The 16,125-nt window shown below is 70.2% G+C and carries 15 protein-coding genes and 1 pseudogene; 1 reads left to right on the top strand and 15 read right to left on the bottom strand.

Annotation, left to right across the window (positions count from 1 at the left end; all coding sequences use genetic code 11):
- Complete coding sequence (locus ABZ919_RS01585) at positions 1–123, bottom strand: DUF6126 family protein (protein ID WP_361241093.1); 123 nt, start codon at positions 121–123, stop codon at positions 1–3.
- Positions 120–743, bottom strand: coding sequence for an XRE family transcriptional regulator (locus ABZ919_RS01590; protein WP_361241095.1), 624 nt, complete (start codon positions 741–743; stop codon positions 120–122). Before ABZ919_RS01590 ends, ABZ919_RS01585 begins: the two co-directional genes overlap by 4 nt.
- A gap of 141 nt (positions 744–884) precedes the next feature.
- Here ABZ919_RS01590 and ABZ919_RS01595 point away from each other — a divergent pair, with 141 nt between their 5' ends.
- Complete coding sequence (locus ABZ919_RS01595; protein ID WP_361241098.1) at positions 885–1,172, top strand: hypothetical protein; 288 nt, start codon at positions 885–887, stop codon at positions 1,170–1,172.
- Positions 1,173–1,178: 6 nt separating this feature from the next.
- Here the strand turns inward: ABZ919_RS01595 and ABZ919_RS01600 are convergent, their stop codons facing one another.
- The 13 genes and pseudogenes from ABZ919_RS01600 to ABZ919_RS01660 all read right to left on the bottom strand — a co-directional run bounded on the left by ABZ919_RS01600 (position 1,179) and on the right by ABZ919_RS01660 (position 16,071).
- The gene (locus tag ABZ919_RS01600) at positions 1,179–2,564 is read right to left on the bottom strand and encodes an aspartate aminotransferase family protein (protein WP_361241101.1); all 1,386 of its coding nucleotides are present in this window, start codon (positions 2,562–2,564) and stop codon (positions 1,179–1,181) included.
- A complete protein-coding gene (gene dxs, locus ABZ919_RS01605) occupies positions 2,561–4,459 on the bottom strand; it encodes a 1-deoxy-D-xylulose-5-phosphate synthase (RefSeq protein WP_361241104.1) in 1,899 nt (632 codons plus the stop codon). Before dxs ends, ABZ919_RS01600 begins: the two co-directional genes overlap by 4 nt.
- A gap of 34 nt (positions 4,460–4,493) precedes the next feature.
- On the bottom strand, positions 4,494–5,627 hold the full coding sequence (ispG, locus tag ABZ919_RS01610; protein WP_361241107.1) for a flavodoxin-dependent (E)-4-hydroxy-3-methylbut-2-enyl-diphosphate synthase: 1,134 nt from the start codon (positions 5,625–5,627) through the stop codon (positions 4,494–4,496).
- 4 nt (positions 5,628–5,631) lie between these two features.
- On the bottom strand, positions 5,632–6,657 hold the full coding sequence (gene hpnH, locus ABZ919_RS01615) for an adenosyl-hopene transferase HpnH (RefSeq protein ID WP_361241110.1): 1,026 nt from the start codon (positions 6,655–6,657) through the stop codon (positions 5,632–5,634).
- Between the two features lie 5 nt (positions 6,658–6,662).
- Positions 6,663–7,304: a 1-hydroxy-2-methyl-2-butenyl 4-diphosphate reductase gene (locus ABZ919_RS01620; protein ID WP_361241113.1), complete on the bottom strand. Its 642-nt coding sequence runs from the start codon at positions 7,302–7,304 to the stop codon at positions 6,663–6,665.
- 1 nt (position 7,305) lies between these two features.
- Complete coding sequence (gene shc, locus ABZ919_RS01625) at positions 7,306–9,330, bottom strand: squalene--hopene cyclase (protein ID WP_361241115.1); 2,025 nt, start codon at positions 9,328–9,330, stop codon at positions 7,306–7,308.
- A gap of 119 nt (positions 9,331–9,449) precedes the next feature.
- Entirely contained in the window at positions 9,450–10,586 is a 1,137-nt protein-coding gene (locus tag ABZ919_RS01630) for a polyprenyl synthetase family protein (RefSeq protein ID WP_361241118.1), read from the bottom strand.
- Entirely contained in the window at positions 10,586–12,100 is a 1,515-nt protein-coding gene (gene hpnE, locus ABZ919_RS01635) for a hydroxysqualene dehydroxylase HpnE (protein ID WP_361241795.1), read from the bottom strand. The genes ABZ919_RS01630 and hpnE overlap by 1 nt, the downstream gene beginning before the upstream one ends.
- Positions 12,070–12,144: pseudogene (locus ABZ919_RS01640) on the bottom strand (DUF6380 family protein); the annotation flags it as partial. The gene hpnE and the pseudogene ABZ919_RS01640, both read right to left, overlap by 31 nt.
- Positions 12,144–13,106: a presqualene diphosphate synthase HpnD gene (gene hpnD / locus ABZ919_RS01645; RefSeq protein ID WP_361241121.1), complete on the bottom strand. Its 963-nt coding sequence runs from the start codon at positions 13,104–13,106 to the stop codon at positions 12,144–12,146. The gene hpnD and the pseudogene ABZ919_RS01640, both read right to left, overlap by 1 nt.
- A complete protein-coding gene (gene hpnC, locus ABZ919_RS01650; RefSeq protein ID WP_361241124.1) occupies positions 13,103–13,999 on the bottom strand; it encodes a squalene synthase HpnC in 897 nt (298 codons plus the stop codon). The genes hpnD and hpnC overlap by 4 nt, the downstream gene beginning before the upstream one ends.
- A 361-nt stretch (positions 14,000–14,360) precedes the next feature.
- A complete protein-coding gene (locus tag ABZ919_RS01655) occupies positions 14,361–15,149 on the bottom strand; it encodes an ABC transporter ATP-binding protein (protein ID WP_361241127.1) in 789 nt (262 codons plus the stop codon).
- Positions 15,142–16,071, bottom strand: a complete 930-nt coding sequence (locus ABZ919_RS01660; protein ID WP_361241130.1) for an ABC transporter permease — start codon at positions 16,069–16,071, stop codon at positions 15,142–15,144. The genes ABZ919_RS01655 and ABZ919_RS01660 overlap by 8 nt, the downstream gene beginning before the upstream one ends.
- Positions 16,072–16,125 lie beyond the last annotated feature (54 nt).

Genomic DNA, 16,125 nt, shown 5'->3' on the forward strand with positions numbered 1-16,125 from the left:
TCAGTTCTTGGCGCCGAGCGCGAACAGCATGAAGAGGAAGGCGGCCAGGAGATGGCCGGCGGCGATGTAGATGATCAGGCGGACCCACAGGGCGCGGGGGAACTTCGTCTCGTGATCGCTCATGGCAGCTCTCCGGTCAGCGGGCCCAGGCACAGCGTCGCCGTGGGGCTCTGCAGCAGGGTGTGGACGAACAGGAGCTCGACGCCGTCGTGATCCTCGGCGGCGAGCCGGTGCGGGGTGAGGGAATCGAAGTGCGCGCTGTCGCCGGGCGCGAGCAGATGCACGGTGTCACCGAGGCGCAGCCGCAACCGGCCCCGGAGGACGTAGAGCCACTCCTCGCCCGGGTGGACGCGCTCGATGTCGCCCTGCGTGCCGTACGGCACGCGGACGCGCAGGGCCTGCATGCCACGGCCGGGCGCCCCGGCCTGGAAATAGGTCCAGCCGCCCGCCCGGGTCGGTTCCATGTCCCCGGCCCGTACGATCGCGTCCCGGTCGGCGACCGTCTCGCCGAGGAGTTCCGAGACCGTCGTACCGTAGATACGGGCGAGGGAGAGCAGCATCGGCAGCGACGGCTGCCGATGCCCGGTCTCCAGCCGGGACAGATGGGCGGGTGAGAGCCCGGCGGAGCGGGCCGCGGCCTCCAGGGTGAGGCCGGCGCGGCGGCGCAGCGAGCGCAGCTGTGGTGCGACGGCGGGCAGCTCGTCGCCGTGACCCGCCGGGGGTCCGGCGTCTGAGGCGTTCATGTCTCCATTCAGCCCCTTTTTTGCCCGAGCGGCAATTTCTTTGCCTCTCAGGCAAAAGTGGCAGCCCACCCGACGACGGCCCGCTTCTTGCTACGCTCTCCCCAGAACTTGAACACGTTCAAAAAGAGGGGGACTCGTATCATGACCGCATCCGGCTCAGCCGACCCGGGTGACTCACCCGCCACCGCGCTCGGTCCGCTCGCACTCGTCCTCGGGGCCGTCGCCGCCGTGAGCGCCTGGCCCACCCTCACGTTCCTCCTGTTCCCCTGGTCGCTCCTCGCGGGCGGCTTCGCCGTCACCTTCGGCGCGATGGCCGTCCACTACGCCGCGCACGGCATCGGCCGGCTGTGGACCGCCGTCGCGGCGACGGTCCTGGGCGCCGTCGGTCTCACGGACCTCTTCCTCCTCTTCGTGGTCCTTCCCGGCTAGGACCGGTCAGCGGTTCGCCACCGCCTGCTTGATCAGGGTCTTGCCGAAGTCCCACATCAGGCCGCCGCCGCTGTGGGCGTCGTCCATGACGGCGGTGAAGGCGGTCACGAACCGGTCCACGTCCGCCTCGTCGATGATCAGCGGCGGGATCAGCTTGATCACCTCCAGGTGGTCGCCCGAGACCTGGGTGAGGATCCGGTGCCGCTGCAGCAGCGGTACGACGACCATCTGCGCGAACAGGCCCTTGCGGGCGGCCTGCAGCATGGTCCAGCGGCTGCGCAGCTTCAGCGAGGTGGGCCTGCCGAACTCGATCCCGATCATCAGGCCCCGCCCGCGGACGTCGGCGAGCAGCTCGTACCTGTCGATCAGCGCGGTGAGCCGGGACTTCAGCAGCTCGCCGGTCCTGCGCACGCCCGCGACGATCTGGTCGTTCTCCATGACCGAGAGCACGGCCAGTCCGCAGGCCATGGCCTGGGCGCCGGAGCCGAAGCTCGCCGAGTGGACCAGAACGCGGTCCATGGAGGAGTAGACCTTCTTGAAGATCCAGTCCTTGCCGAGGGTGGCGCCCACCGGGACGTACCCGCCGGACAGCGCCTTGGCCACGCACACCAGGTCGGGTTCCACGCCGTCCTCGTGCTGGTAGGCGTAGAAGTCGCCGGTGCGGCCCAGGCCGGTCTGCACCTCGTCGGCGATGAGCAGCGCCTTGTACCGGTGCAGCAGCTCCTGGGCGGCGCGCAGATAGCCGGGCGGGGCCTCGTGCACCCCCTTGCCCTGGATCGACTCCACGATCAGAGCGGCCACGTCGCCCTTCTTCAGCTCCCGTGCGAGGGCGTCGAGATCGCCGAGGGGGACGGCGGTGTCGGGCAGCAGCGGGCCGAAGCCGTCACGGAAGCCGCCCTCGCCGTTGACCGACAGGGAGCCGGTGGTCAGGCCGTGGAAGGCGTGGTCGCAGTAGAGGATCCGGGGCCTGCCGGTGGCGTACCGGGCGAACTTCAGGGCCGTCTCCACGGCCTCCGTACCGCTGTTGCCGAAGAACACCCGGTCCAGGTGGGGGCTGCGGTCCAGGAGCCGTTCGGCGAGCAGTCCGGGCAGCGGCTGGCAGTCGAACCGGGTGAGGTCGGCGAGGTCCAGGTCGAGCACGTCGTGCAGCGCCTTGCGGACGACCGGATGGTGGCGGCCGAGCCCCATCACCCCGAACCCGGCGAGCATGTCCAGGTAGTCGTTGCCGTCCGTGTCGAAGAAGTGGGCGCCCTCGGCCCGCTCGTAGACCTTGTCGAAGCCGATGGTGTGCAGCATGCGCGGGAGCTGCGGGTTGAGGTACTTCGTGTGCAGCTCGTAGCGTTCGGCTCCGCGCTCGGCGAGCAGGGCGCCGAGGTCGAACTCCGTGCTCATTCAATCTCCTTGGCTGTGCCGCCCGCATCCTTGACGGCCAGGCTCGCACTGATCCGCCCGGCGATCTCGACGGGCGTGAGACCGATGTCGGCCAGCACCTCGCCGCGCTTGGCGTGCGCGAGGAACTGCTCCGGAATGCCGAACCGGCGCACGGGCACGTCCACGTCGGCGTCGCCGAGGGCCAGCGCCACGGCCGAACCGACGCCCGCGGAGCGACTGTTGTCCTCCACCACGGCCACGAGCCGGTGCTCGGCGGCGAGTCCCGGCAGCGAGGGGTCGACGGGCTTGACCCAGCGTGGGTCCACGACCGTGCAGTTGATGCCACGGGCCTGCAGCAGTTCGGCGGCCTGCAGGCACACCGGGGCCATCACGCCGACCGCGACCAGCAGCACCTCGGGGCGCTCGGCACGGTGCAGGACGTCCATGCCGCCCACATGGCCGACCGCCGGGACGTCCGGGCCCACCGACTCCTTCGGGAAGCGGACCAGGGTGGGGGCGTCGTCGACGGCGACGGCCTCGCGCAGCTGGGCGCGCAGCTGGCCGGCGTCGCGCGGGGCGGCGATCCTGAGGCCGGGGACGACCTGGAGGATCGACATGTCCCACATGCCGTTGTGGGAGGCTCCGTCGACGCCCGTGACACCGGCCCGGTCCAGGACGAAGGTGACCCCGCAGCGGTGCAGGGCGACGTCCATCAGCAGCTGGTCGAAGGCACGGTTGAGAAAGGTGGCGTAGACGGCGACGACCGGGTGCAGCCCACCGGTGGCGAGGCCGGCCGCGGACACGGCCGCGTGCTGCTCGGCGATGCCCACGTCCCAGACGCGGCCGGGGAAGCGCTCGGCGAACTTGCCGAGCCCGACCGGGTGCAGCATCGCCGCCGTGATGGCGACGACGTCGTCGCGTTCTGCGCCGATCTTCACGATCTCGTCGCCGAACACCGAGGTCCAGGAAGGGCCGTTGGACGGCGCGAGGGGCTCACAGGTGCGCGGGTCCATCGCGCCGACGGTGTGGAAGTGGTCCTCCTCATCGGCGAGGGCGGGCTCGTAGCCGCGCCCCTTCTCGGTGAGGCAGTGGACCAGGACCGGGCCGTGGAACCGTTTCGCCCGGCGCAGCGCCGACTCGACGGCGGCGACGTCGTGGCCGTCGATCGGACCGACGTACTTCAGGCCAAGGTCCTCGAACATGCCCTGCGGGGCGAAGGCGTCCTTGAAGCCCTTCTTCGCGCCGTGCAGGGACTCGTAGATGGTGTTGCCGACGACCGGGGTGCGCAGCAGTACGTCCTTGCCCCAGGCGAGGACCTTCTCGTAGCCGTCGGTGGTGCGCAGGGTGGCCAGGTGGTTGGCGAGGCCGCCGATGGTCGGGGCGTAGGAGCGTTCGTTGTCGTTCACGACGACGATGAGCGGGCGGTCCTTGGCGGCCGCGATGTTGTTCAGCGCCTCCCAGGCCATGCCCCCGGTCAGTGCGCCGTCCCCGATGACGGCGACCACATGGGCCTTCTCCCCCTGCACCTGGTTGGCCTTGGCGAGGCCGTCGGCCCAGCCGAGCGCGGTGGAGGCGTGGCTGTTCTCGATGACGTCGTGCTCGGACTCCTCGCGCGAGGGGTAGCCGGACAGTCCGCCCTTGCCGCGCAGTTTGGAGAAGTCCTGACGCCCCGTCAGCAGCTTGTGGACGTAGGACTGGTGGCCGGTGTCCCACAGAATGCGGTCGGCCGGCGACTCGAAGACCCGGTGGAGCGCGATGGACAGTTCCACCACCCCCAGATTGGGTCCGAGGTGACCGCCGGTCCGCGACACCGCGTGGATCAGGAACTCACGTATCTCCTCGGCCAGTTCACCGAGTTCCGCCTCGGACAGCGCCTTCAGGTCGCGTGGTCCCCGGATCGTCTCCAGAATGGTCACGCTGGGCCCCCTCTCGGTACGTGCCGTGCTGTGCTCAACTCGCCTCGTCCGCCGGGCTCGTCCGCTCGGCGAGCTTCATGGCCTCCTCGATGAGGGTCTCCACGATCTTCGACTCGGGTACGGTCTTGACGACCTCGCCCTTCACGAAGATCTGTCCCTTTCCGTTGCCCGAGGCAACTCCGATGTCGGCCTCGCGGGCCTCTCCGGGACCGTTCACCACACACCCCATCACCGCGACCCTGAGCGGCACCTCCATGCCGTCCAGTCCCGCCGTGACCTCCTCCGCGAGCTTGTAGACATCGACCTGCGCGCGGCCGCAGGACGGGCAGGAGACGATCTCCAGACGCCGCTGTCTGAGGCCCAGCGACTGGAGGATCTGGATGCCGACCTTGACCTCCTCGGCCGGCGGCGCGCTCAGGGAGACGCGGATCGTGTCACCGATGCCCCGGGACAGCAGTGCCCCGAACGCCACGGCCGACTTGATCGTGCCCTGGAAGGCCGGACCGGCCTCGGTCACGCCCAGGTGCAGGGGATAGTCGCACTGCTCGGCGAGCTGACGGTAGGCCTCGATCATCACGACCGGGTCGTTGTGCTTGACGGAGATCTTGATGTCCCGGAAGTCGTGCTCCTCGAAGAGGGACGCCTCCCACAGGGCGCTCTCGACCAGCGCCTCCGGGGTGGCCCTGCCGTACTTCTGCAGCAGCCGCTTGTCGAGGGATCCGGCGTTCACGCCGATCCGGACCGGCGTGCCGTGGTCCTTGGCGGCACGCGCGATCTCCTTCACCTGGTCGTCGAACTTCTTGATGTTGCCCGGGTTCACGCGGACCGCCGCACAGCCGGCCTCGATGGCCGCGAAGACGTACTTCGGCTGGAAGTGGATGTCCGCGATCACCGGGATCTGCGACTTGCGGGCGATGGTCGCGAGGGCGTCCGCGTCGTCCTGCGTGGGGCAGGCGACGCGGACGATCTGGCAGCCGGACGCGGTGAGTTCCGCGATCTGCTGCAGGGTGGCGCCGACGTCCGACGTACGGGTCGTCGTCATCGACTGCACCGACACCGGGGCCCCGCCCCCGACCGCCACCGGTCCGACGTGGATCTGCCGCGACCGGCGCCGCGGTGCGACCGGCCGGGCCGGTACCCCGGGAACGCCCAAGGGGACGGCGGTCATGGCATCAGTCCTGCTTCCCGCTCGTCATCGTCTCGCGCGCGGCCCGCAGCGACTCCTTCAGGGAGCCCATCGTCGCGAGCACGGCCGTCGGCTCGTAGCCGCAGTGCGCCATGCAGTTGGCGCAGCGCGGGTCCTTGCCGCGGCCGTACTTGTCCCAGTCGGTCTCCTCGACGAGTTCGCGGTACGTCGGCACGTAGCCGTCGCTCATCAGGTAGCAGGGGCGCTGCCAGCCGAAGAGGGAGTAGCTCGGGATCGCCCACGCCGTGCACGGGAAGTCGACCTTGCCCTCGAGGAAGTCCAGGAAGAGCGGGCTCTGGTTGAGCCGCCACCGCCTGCGGTTGCCGCCGGCGAACGCCTTCTTGAACAGCTCGCGCGTCTGCTGAACACCGAGGAAGTGCTCCTGGTCGGGCGCCTTCTCGTAGGCGTAGGCGGGCGAGAGCATCATCTCGTCCACCTGCAGGTCGTCGTTGAGGTAGTTGAGCACCTCCACGACGGTCTGCGGGGTGTCGGTGTTGAAGAAGGTCGAGTTGGTGGTGACCCGGAAACCGCGCCGCTTGGCCTCCTTGATGGCCTCGACCGCCTCGTCGAAGGTGCCCTCCTTCGCCACCGAGGCGTCGTGCCGCTCGCGCAGCCCGTCGATGTGCACGGCCCACGCGAAGTACGGCGAGGGCTTGAACTTGTCCATCTTCTTGCGCATGAGAAGGGCGTTCGTGCACAGGAACACGAACTTCCTCCTGGCCACCAACTGCCGTACGATCTCGTCGATCTGCGGGTGCATCAACGGCTCCCCGCCGGCGATGGACACCATCGGCGCACCGGATTCCAGCACCGCGCCCACGGCCTGGGCGACCGGCATGCGCTGCTTGAGGACACCGGCCGGATGCTGGATCTTGCCGCAGCCCTCGCACTTGAGGTTGCACGCGAACAGCGGCTCCAACTCCACGAGCAGGGCGAACTTGTCCCTCTTCTTGAGCTTCTGTTCGAGCAGATAGGTAGCGACCTTGACGGTCTGGCGCAACGGCATGGCCATCTGGCTCACCTCCGGGGGAGCAGCAAAGAACGGTGCCATTCGAAAAATGCGGGAAGGACGGATCGAAGAACGCGGAAGGCCGATATGCCACCGCGCAGCGTGCCGATCCGGACGAGTTCGTGTTCGGGGGCGTCCACGACCACGCGCACGGCCGCGACCGGGCGCTCACCGCCGCGGACGGCAGCGAGGAGCGTGGCCGCCGACTCCATGTCGACCGCGATCGCTCCGGTGGCGAGCAGGTCGGACCGCTCGTGGCCACGCACGACGTGGTCGGAGCCGGTGAGCGGGCCGGTGTGGACCGTGCGTCCGGGCAGGATGCGCACGAGTTCCTTGACGAGCAGTTCGATGCCCGCGCAGGCGACGGTGCCGCGCCGGTCACGGGTCTCCTCGGCGACCACCAGGTCGCCGGGGTGCATGCCGGGGGCGAGCCCGGCGCAGAAGCCGGTGGCCAGGACGGCGGCCTCGGCGAGGGCCGGAACCGCCAGCCGGCCTGTGATGGACCGTTCCGCCGCGCGCGGGCCCATGCCCGTACGGACGAAGGTCACCGGCCCGTCCGCCCCGCCCCTGTCCCCGGTGCGCAGGGCCAGGCTCTCGATGCCGAGCGCGCAGGCGATCAGCAGCGGGGCCGGTGCGGGCTGGGCGCTCAAGTCAGCTCCTCTTCGCCTCGGAGAGCGGTTTCCCGGCGAGGAGGCCGCGCTCGAAGGGGTCGCCGTGCAGGTACCGGCCGAGCGCGGTGAGCGGGAAGACCTGCCGGTACAGGTGGTAGTTGATGGAGAAGTCCCAGGGGAAGCCGGTGCCGGTGAAGTACGGCTCGTCCCAGGTGCCGTCCTCCCGCTGGGTGTCGGCCAGCCACTGGATGCCGCGCTCGACGGCCTTGGAGCCCTTCTCCCCCGCCGCGAGCAGCGCCATCAGCGCCCAGGCGGTCTGCGAGGCGGTGGAGGCGCCCCGGCCGCTCCATTCCTTGACGTACTTGTAGGAGCGCAGGTCCTCGCCCCAGCCGCCGTCGTCGTTCTGCACGCTCTCCAGCCAGGCCACGGCCCGCCGGATCGCCGGGTGCGAGCCGGGCAGTCCGGCGGCGGTCAGCGCCGGTACGACGGACCCGGTGCCGTAGATGTAGTTGACGCCCCAGCGGCCGAACCACGAGCCGTCCGCCTCCTGTTCGGCGAGCAGCCAGCCGATGCCCCGGCGGGTGCGCGGGTCGTGCGCCAGTCCCTCGGCGGCGAGCATCTCCACGACGTGCGCGGTGACGTCGGCGGACGGCGGGTCGATGACCTCGCCGAAGTCGCAGAACGGCAGCCGGTTCGGGAACGGGCTGGTGTTGTCCACGTCGAAGGCGCCCCAGGCACCGTTCTTCGACTGCATCCCGAGGTTCCAGCGCACGGCACGGCCGATCGCGTGCTCCACCCGCTCCGGGTCGTGGTGCCTGACCCGGCGCAGCGCCAGGGAGACCTCGGCGGTGTCGTCGATGTCGGGGTAGTTGTCGTTGTGGAACTCGAACGCCCACCCGCCCGGCGGGAGCCCGGGACGCCGTACGGCCCAGTCGCCGGGCCGGACGATCTCCTCGCCGAGCATCCAGTCGGCGGCCTTGACCAGTTGCGGGTGGTCGGCCGGGAGCCCGGCGTCGGCGAGCGCGATGGTGGCGAGGCAGGTGTCCCAGACCGGGGACTGGCAGGCTTCGATCATCCGCGCGCCGTCGTCGCGCCATACGGCGAAACGGTCCAGCGAGGCGAGGCCCTCGCGCAGCACGGGGTGTTCCAGGTCGTAGCCGAGCAGATGCAGGGCGATGACCGAGTACACGGCCGGGGGCTGGATGCCGCCCCAGCAGCCGTCGTTCTCCTGCCGCTCGATGATCCAGCGGGCCGCCGAGTTCATCGCGGCCTTGCGGAGTCTGCGCACGGCGACCTTGCGGTAGCCGCGGACAACCTTGTCGAGCCGCTGGAAGAGCCCGTCCCAGCTCGCCACGGGGGCCAGCGGCTGGGCCGGGTTGGGGTCGGCCGGATCGGTGTGCAGTTCGTCCAGCGGGAACGGCGCGGGACGCACCGGGCGCTTGGCGGAGACGATGGTGAGCGGCACGATCGTCTGCCGCGCCCAGCAGCCGAAGTTGTAGATGTTCAGCGGGAACCAGGTGGGGAAGTAGATCAGCTCCGGCGGGAGTTCGGGCAGGTCCTCCCACTTCCACCAGCCGAACAGGGCCAGCCAGATCCGGGTGAAGACCCGGGCGGCGGCGATTCCGCCGCGCTCGCGGATCCAGGCGGAGGCCTTCGCCATGTGCGGGTCGTCCGGCGCGTCGCCGGCCAGACGCAGGGCGACGTAGGCCTCGACGGTGGTGGAGAGTTCACCGGGCCCGCCGTAGAAGGTGGCCCAGGTGCCGTTTTCGCGCTGCTCGCCGCGGATGAACTTGGCGGCGGCCTGCGTGGTCTTCTCGTCCAGGATTCCCAGGAACTGACGGAGCAGCAGGTCCTCGGCGTCCATGGTGACGTTGGTCTCCAGGTCGCCCTTCCACCAGCCCTGGGCGTCCTGCCGCGCGAGCAGGAAGTCCGTGGCGCGCCGTGCGGCGAATGCGGCGGCTTCTTGTACCCCGGCCGCCACGGGGGTGGTGATGGCGGTGTCGCTGGCCGCGGCAGCGCGGGACGGCAAGGTGGCCCCGGTGCTTCCGTCGGTCGTCGCTGTCATGGCTTCCCCTTCGTGCAGTCGTGCGAGTCGTGCTGCTGTGGGTCCGCCGTCGGCCGGTGTCGCACGCATCCTTGCGGCACCGGCCGGCGACTACGCGAGGCGTCTTCGAGCGATATTGATCATCTCTTCCGCACGACGACGAAGTCGGCGAGCGCCGTGAAGGCGTCGCGTACCCGGGCGGGCATGTCGACGGCGTCGAGGGCTTCGATGGCGATGGTGTGCTGACGGCGCGCTTCCTCGGCCGTCCATTCGCGGCCGCCGGACTGCTCGATGAGGGCCGCGCGAGCCGCGAACTCCTCCTCGGAGAAGTTCTCGAAGTCGCTGCTCTTGGCGTCCGCGGCGAGGATCTCGCCGAGCTGCTCGGAGGCGGGGCCGCCGGCCGCGAGGGCGGCGACGACCGGCAGGGACTTCTTGCGCTGGCGCAGGTCGCTCCAGGTCTGCTTGCCGGTGGCCACCGGATCGCCCCAGATGCCGAGCAGGTCGTCGACGGCCTGGAAGGCGAGGCCGAGGTGGTAGCCGTACCGCTCCAGCGCGTCGGCGGTGGCATCGTCCGCGCCGCCGAGGACCGCGCCGATGGAGCTGGAGGCGGCGAGCAGCGCGCCGGTCTTGTTGCCCTCCATCTCCAGGCACTCCTCGACGGTGACCCGGTCGCGGTGCTCGTAGGAGATGTCCTGCGCCTGACCGTCGATCAGGGCGCGCGTGGCGGTGGTCAGCCGGCGCGTCGCGCGGCCGGCCTCGACGGTGCCGAGTTCCAGCAGGATCTCGTTGGCGAGGGCGAACAGGGCGTCGCCGACGAGGATCGCCTGGGCGGGACCGTGCACCTTCCAGACGGTGTCCCGGTGCCGGCGCTGTTCGTCGCCGTCCATCAGGTCGTCGTGCAGCAGCGAGAAGTTGTGGACCAGTTCCACGGCGACGGCACCCGGGATGCCCACCTCGGGCGCGGCCCCGGTGACCTCCGCGGAGAGGACAGCGAGCGCGGGACGCACGGCCTTGCCGCCGTCGCCGTCGGCCGGGTTTCCGGCGGCGTCGATCCAGCCGAAGTGGTAGGCGGCGACGGTGTCCATGGGAGACGCCAGCCGGTCGACGGCCGCACGCAGGACGGGAGTGGCCAGGGTCCGGCCGCGCTCCAGCAGCGCGGTCACGTCCACCGCGGCCCGTGGGACGGGCGTCGAAGCCGGGGGCACAGTGGGCACAGTCTCTCCTCTTGTTGCGGTACCGGAGGTGCGGGGGCCTGCCGCCGGCTCCTGATCGGGCATCAGGCCGCCTCCTCGAACTCGAAGAGGTGGCGGGGGCGGGGCCGGCCCAGGGCGCCGAGCGCGGCGTCGGCCGCACTCACTCCGCTGCGGACCGCACTCTCCATGGTCGCGGGCCACCCTGTGGCGGTCCACGCTCCGGCCAGGTACAGGCCGGTGGCCTTGGTGCGGGCGCCGGGCCGAAGGCGCCCGACGCCGGGGGTGGGCGCGAACGTGGCCGTGCGCTCCCGGGTCACGAAGAAGTCCTGCACCACGGCGCCCCGCGTACCCGGAATCAGACGCTCCAGCTCCGGCAGGTAGCGCTCGCGCAGTTCGGCGACCGGCAGGTCGATGTCCCCGTGGGCGGCCGACTGGGACAGCGCGAGGTACTGGCCCTCGGCGAGACCTGAGGAGTCGGTGCGGTCGAAGACCCACTGCACGGGGGTGCCGAGGGCCGCGAAGAACGGGCGGGCCAGCACCTGGCGGTCGTAGACGACATGGACGTTGAGGATGGGTGCGGTACCGATCCGCAGCAGCTGCTCGGGGGCGTCGAGGGCGCCGGGCGGCAGCAGGTCATGAGCCTCGCGCTGGGGTACGGCGAGGACGACGATGCCGGTCTCGAGCGCCTCGCCGGGAACCTGAACGCTCCAACTCCCGTTTTCGTTGAGGGAGATGGAGGTGACGCGTGTACGGAGCTCGGTACGCACGCCCGCGGAGTCGAGCGCCTTGCGGGCCAGCCGGTCGTGCAGTTCGCCCAGCGGGACGCGGGCCCAGCCGATGTCGGCCGCGCCCGGGTCGGACAGCAGACCGGTTTTGAACACCATCGCGGCGAGCCCCAGTGAGGCGTCGCCCGCGACCGCGTTGAGGGTGGCGACCCCGACCAGGTCCCACAGGGCCTCGATGGCGCGCCCCGACTGGCCGTGTGCGGCCAGCCAGCTGCCGAAGTCCTGGTTGTCCAGGGCCGGATCGGCCAGGTCGAGCCCCTTCAGCGCGAGCGCGGCGCGCCCGACCGAGGCGCGCTCGGCGAGCGAGAGGTGTGGATAGGCGGCCAGGCTGCGCCCCAGATGGAGGGGGACGGGCAGCGGGTCGCGCCGCAGCCTGCCGAGCCGCCTGCCCTCAGGCTTGGCGACGTCGACGACGGGCACATCCAGACGGTCCTGCAGCGGGGCCAGTGCCGCGCCCTCGATCCGGTCGAGGAACCAGCGGTAGGCGGTGCAGCACCGCAGATACACGTGCTGGCCGTTGTCGACGGTCAGGTCGCCGCGCTGGAAGGAGAAGGCGAGGCCGCCCAGCCTGGGCCTGCCTTCGAGCAGGGTGACGCGGACACCGGCGTCGGCGAGAGCGAGCGCCGCGGTGATGCCGGCGAGTCCGCCGCCGATCACGACGGCACTGCGGCCTGCCGCGCCCTCGTCTCCCCCGGGGCCGTGCGCCTGTGCGGGACGTGCGCCGTCGCTCATCGTGCGTCCTTCCCTGCGTGCCGAGCGTGCAGGTTGAACGGTGCACGGTCGGCCGTCGCAGTCTGGGACGCCACGCCGCAGCGGAGGGTTGCCTGCCGCGTGTCTCCTGGTTCGGTGAGGTCCATCAGGCGCGCCTCCTGACGGAACGCGGCGCGACATGGCGGGTCACGTGCCGGGTGTCCAGGCCGGACAGACCGCGTACGGCGACATAGGCCTTCTCGCGTCCGGGCAGCGAGACCCGGCCGCGCAGCACGGCCTGCGGATCGCGCTCGATGCGGTCCAGCAGCCGGCGGTAGATGCCGGCCATGGCGGCCACGCAGGCGCCACTGCGCCGGTCGAGCATGGGGAGCAGCCGGTAGCCCTCGGCGAAAAGGGCGCGGGCCCGTCGCACTTCGAAGTGCACGAGGCCCGCGAAGTCGGCGCCCTCCGGTGGCGTCGGCCCGTCGAATCCGGCCGAGCAGCCGAACTTGGCGAGGTCGTCGGCGGGCAGATAGGTACGGCCGCCGGCCGCGTCCTCGCGGACGTCTCTGAGAATGTTGGTCAGCTGCAGGGCGAGGCCGAGCGTGTCGGCGTACTCGGATGCGCGTTCGACGCCGCGCGCGCCCGGTTCGGTGCCGAACACGCCGAGCGAGAGCCGGCCGATGGCACCGGCGACACACCGGCAGTAGACCTTCAGGTCGTCCCAGGTCTCGTAGGCCTCACCGCGTACGTCCATCTGGACGCCGTCGATCAGCTCGTCGAGGCCGCCGAGCGGGATCGGGAAGGCACGCGCGGCATGGGCGAGGGCGACGGCGACCGGATCGGTGTCGTCCTCCCCGACCTCGCCCTCCCGGACCCGGGCGAGCAGCGCCCTGGTGTCCTCGAGCCGCTTCAGCTTCACCTCGTCGGCCAGATCGCCGTCGCCGATGTCGTCCACGCGCCGGGAGAACGCGTACAGCGCCGACATGGCGCGGCGCTTGGGCGCGGGCAGCAGCCGGATGCCGTAGGCGAAGTTGCGCGCCTGCTGCCCGGTGACCGTCTCGCAGTAGCTGTAGGCGGCGAGTACCGGTGCGGACACGTGCGACGGAGAATCCACGGTCCGGATCACCCCTCTCCTCGCAGGATCACGCCCGCCTCACGCAGCAACTGGACCTTGCCGGGTTTGGGCGGGCCGGGAAGTACGTCGTATTCGGCGGCGGCGATCGCCCGGATCGCCGCCCTCCCCCCCGCCACGAACCCCGCGAGCAGCAGCTTCAACCTGCCGTGGACGCTACCCACCAGGGGGGCGCCTTCATTCAGCAGATCGCGGGCGCGTTGTGCTTCGTATGCAACCAGGGCGCGCACCGATGCGCTCGCGGTTTTTGCGCCAAGATCCGCTTCTTGCACGTGAAAGCGCTTCATGTCCGCGGCCGGCAGATAGATCCGGTCACGGCCGAGGTCCTCGGCGACGTCCTGGAGATGTTCCACGATCTGCAGCGCGGTGCAGATCGCGTCGGACAGCCGGATCCGCTCGGGGGTCGAGGTGCCGGTGACGGCGAGGACGAGACGGCCGACGGGGTTGGCGGACAGTTCGCAGTAGGCGAGGAGGTCGTCGTAGGTCTCGTACCGGGCGACGAGCTGGTCCTGGCGGTTGGCGGCGACGAGGCCGAGGAAGGGCTCGGGAGTCAGGGAACGGCGGCGGACGGTGGGCTGCAGCCGGCGCAGCAGCGGATGACGCGGGGTGCCGTCGAAGACCCGGCGCAGGTCGGCCTCGAACGCGTCGAGGAGGACCAGACGGTCCGCCGCCCGGGCGGGCGACACGCCGAGCATCCGGGCGTCGGCGCCACCGGGCGCGAGGTCGCCGTCGCCGATGTCGTCGACCAGACGGGCGAAGCCGTAGACCGCCATGAGGTCGTCGCGCCAGTCCTTGGGCAGGAAGAAGGGGGCCACGGGAAAGTTCTCGCTCGTGGCCTTGTCCAGGGTGGCGCGCTCCGGGTCCGGCGCCGTCTCGGTAGCCGTCATCGCACACTGCCCGGCGCGGGGACGGCACATGCTCCGTTGAGCTGGGGAGTTTCCGTAGCCATTGCCGTCACATCTCCCGTTCTACACTGCCGACCCAACACACACTATTTCGGACACGCCAACCGGCAATGCGCGGGGGTCGCCGTGGCGCAGGGTCTCGCGCATTATCGCCCCACTTGCCGCTTTCCGGCACCGGTACAGCTTACGTTGTACAACGCGGCTCGGTCCGTCGGGGTGTCCTGCACATCACAACAACACACCGATTGGCTCCAAGATTCCCGGCAGAAACCGGAGTTGACGGTTCCTTTGCAGCCGCAGGGCCCCGCCGGACGATTACCGTCGGGGCCCTGGCCGAAACCAGCTACTTGCCCGAGAACTTCTCGTACTCCTTCAGCACCTCTTCGGTCGGTCCGTCCATGCGCAGCTCGCCGCGCTCCAGCCACAGGACGCGGTTGCAGGTGTCGCGGATCGACTTGTTGTTGTGACTGACCAGAAACACCGTCCCGGCCTCCTTGCGCAGTTCCCGGATGCGTTCCTCGGAACGTTTCTGGAAGTTGCGGTCACCGGTGGCGAGGGCCTCGTCGATCATGAGGACGTCGTGATCCTTGGCGGCGGCGATGGAGAACCGCAGCCGGGCCGCCATGCCGGAGGAGTACGTGCGCATCGGCAGGGTGATGAAGTCGCCCTTCTCGTTGATGCCCGAGAAGTTGACGATGTCCTGATAGCGCTCCTTGATCTGCTCCCGGGACATGCCCATGGCGAGACCGCCCAGGATGACGTTGCGCTCACCGGTGAGGTCGTTCATCAGGGCCGCGTTCACACCGAGCAGCGAGGGCTGGCCGTCGGTGTAGACCTTGCCCTTCTCGGCGGGCAGCAGACCGGCGATGGCACGCAGCAGCGTGGACTTGCCGGAGCCGTTGGAGCCGATCAGGCCGATGGCCTCGCCTCGGTAGGCGACGAAGGACACCCCGCGCACGGCGTGCACCTTGCGTACGCCGCGTTCCCCGCCGCGCTTCAGGATGCGGCTCAGGGCGGCGGTCGCGCTCCCCTTGCCGGTCTTCGCGCCGTTGACGCGGTAGACGATGTGCAGGTCGTCCGCGACGACCGTCGGGCGGCGGTCCTCGCGGTCCGGTGTGTTCAGCTCAGCCACGGCCGTACCTCTCCTCCGCCTTCCAGAAGTACACGAAGCCGCCGACGAAGACGACCACGGCCCAGAACAGCGCGATGGCCCACACGTGCGGCGGGAGGTTCGAGGCGCCGTAGCCGTCGATCAGCGCGTAGCGCATGAGGTCCATGTAGACGGCGGCCGGGTTGACCTGGAGCAGCCGGACGGCGATCTCGGAGCGGCCCTCCATCATCTTGTTGATGGAGAACATGACGCCGGAGGTGTACATCCAGGTGCGCAGGATGAACGGCATCAGCTGGGCGAGGTCCGGCGTCTTGGCGCCCATGCGGGCCACGATCAGCGCGAGACCGGTGTTGAACAGGAACTGCAGCAGCAGGACCGGCACGATCAGCAGCCAGGCGAGGCTCGGGTAGCTGCCGAACCCGATCGCCACGACGAACATCACGATCATCGAGAACAGCAGCTGCTGGAGCTGCTGCAGCGAGAAGGAGATGGGCAGCGAGGCGCGTGGGAAGTGCAGGGCCCGCACCAGCCCCAGATTGCCGGAGATCGCCCGGACGCCCGACATGACCGAGCTCTGGGTGAAGGTGAACACGAACACGCCCGTGACCAGGAACGGGATGTACACGTCCTGGGACAGGCCGCGGCTCGCGTGCAGGATGACGCCGAAGATGAAGTAGTACACGCCCGCGTTCAGCAGCGGCGTGGCCACCTGCCACAGCTGGCCGAGCTTGGCCTGGCTGTACTGCGCCGTCAGCTTCGCCTGGGAGAAGGCGAGGACGAAGTGGCGCCGTCCCCACAGCTGGCGGACGTACTCGGGCAGCGAGGGCCGGGCGCCGCTCACGGCGAGCCCGTACTTGGCGGCCAGCTGCGCCGCAGTCAGCCCCTCGTCGGGCGACGGTATCGCGCTCACCGCGACACCGCCGTCATGGGTTGTGTGACTCACGAGTGGAAATCCGGACTCTCTTGGTAAGAAGCTTGCTCTCTTCAGGTAAGAGCA

Source organism: Streptomyces sp. NPDC046759 (genome assembly GCF_040645475.1).
Classification (GTDB): Bacteria; Actinomycetota; Actinomycetes; order Streptomycetales; family Streptomycetaceae; genus Streptomyces.

Coding starts and splice junctions, on each gene's coding strand:
- ABZ919_RS01585 (WP_361241093.1), bottom strand. CDS start 123: ATGAGCGATCACGAGACGAAGTTCCCCCGCGCCCTGTGGGTCCGCCTG.
- ABZ919_RS01590 (WP_361241095.1), bottom strand. CDS start 743: ATGAACGCCTCAGACGCCGGACCCCCGGCGGGTCACGGCGACGAGCTG.
- ABZ919_RS01595 (WP_361241098.1), top strand. CDS start 885: ATGACCGCATCCGGCTCAGCCGACCCGGGTGACTCACCCGCCACCGCG.
- ABZ919_RS01600 (WP_361241101.1), bottom strand. CDS start 2,564: ATGAGCACGGAGTTCGACCTCGGCGCCCTGCTCGCCGAGCGCGGAGCC.
- ispG (WP_361241107.1), bottom strand. CDS start 5,627: ATGACCGCCGTCCCCTTGGGCGTTCCCGGGGTACCGGCCCGGCCGGTC.
- hpnH (WP_361241110.1), bottom strand. CDS start 6,657: ATGGCCATGCCGTTGCGCCAGACCGTCAAGGTCGCTACCTATCTGCTC.
- shc (WP_361241115.1), bottom strand. CDS start 9,330: ATGACAGCGACGACCGACGGAAGCACCGGGGCCACCTTGCCGTCCCGC.
- ABZ919_RS01630 (WP_361241118.1), bottom strand. CDS start 10,586: ATGCCCGATCAGGAGCCGGCGGCAGGCCCCCGCACCTCCGGTACCGCA.
- hpnC (WP_361241124.1), bottom strand. CDS start 13,999: ATGACGGCTACCGAGACGGCGCCGGACCCGGAGCGCGCCACCCTGGAC.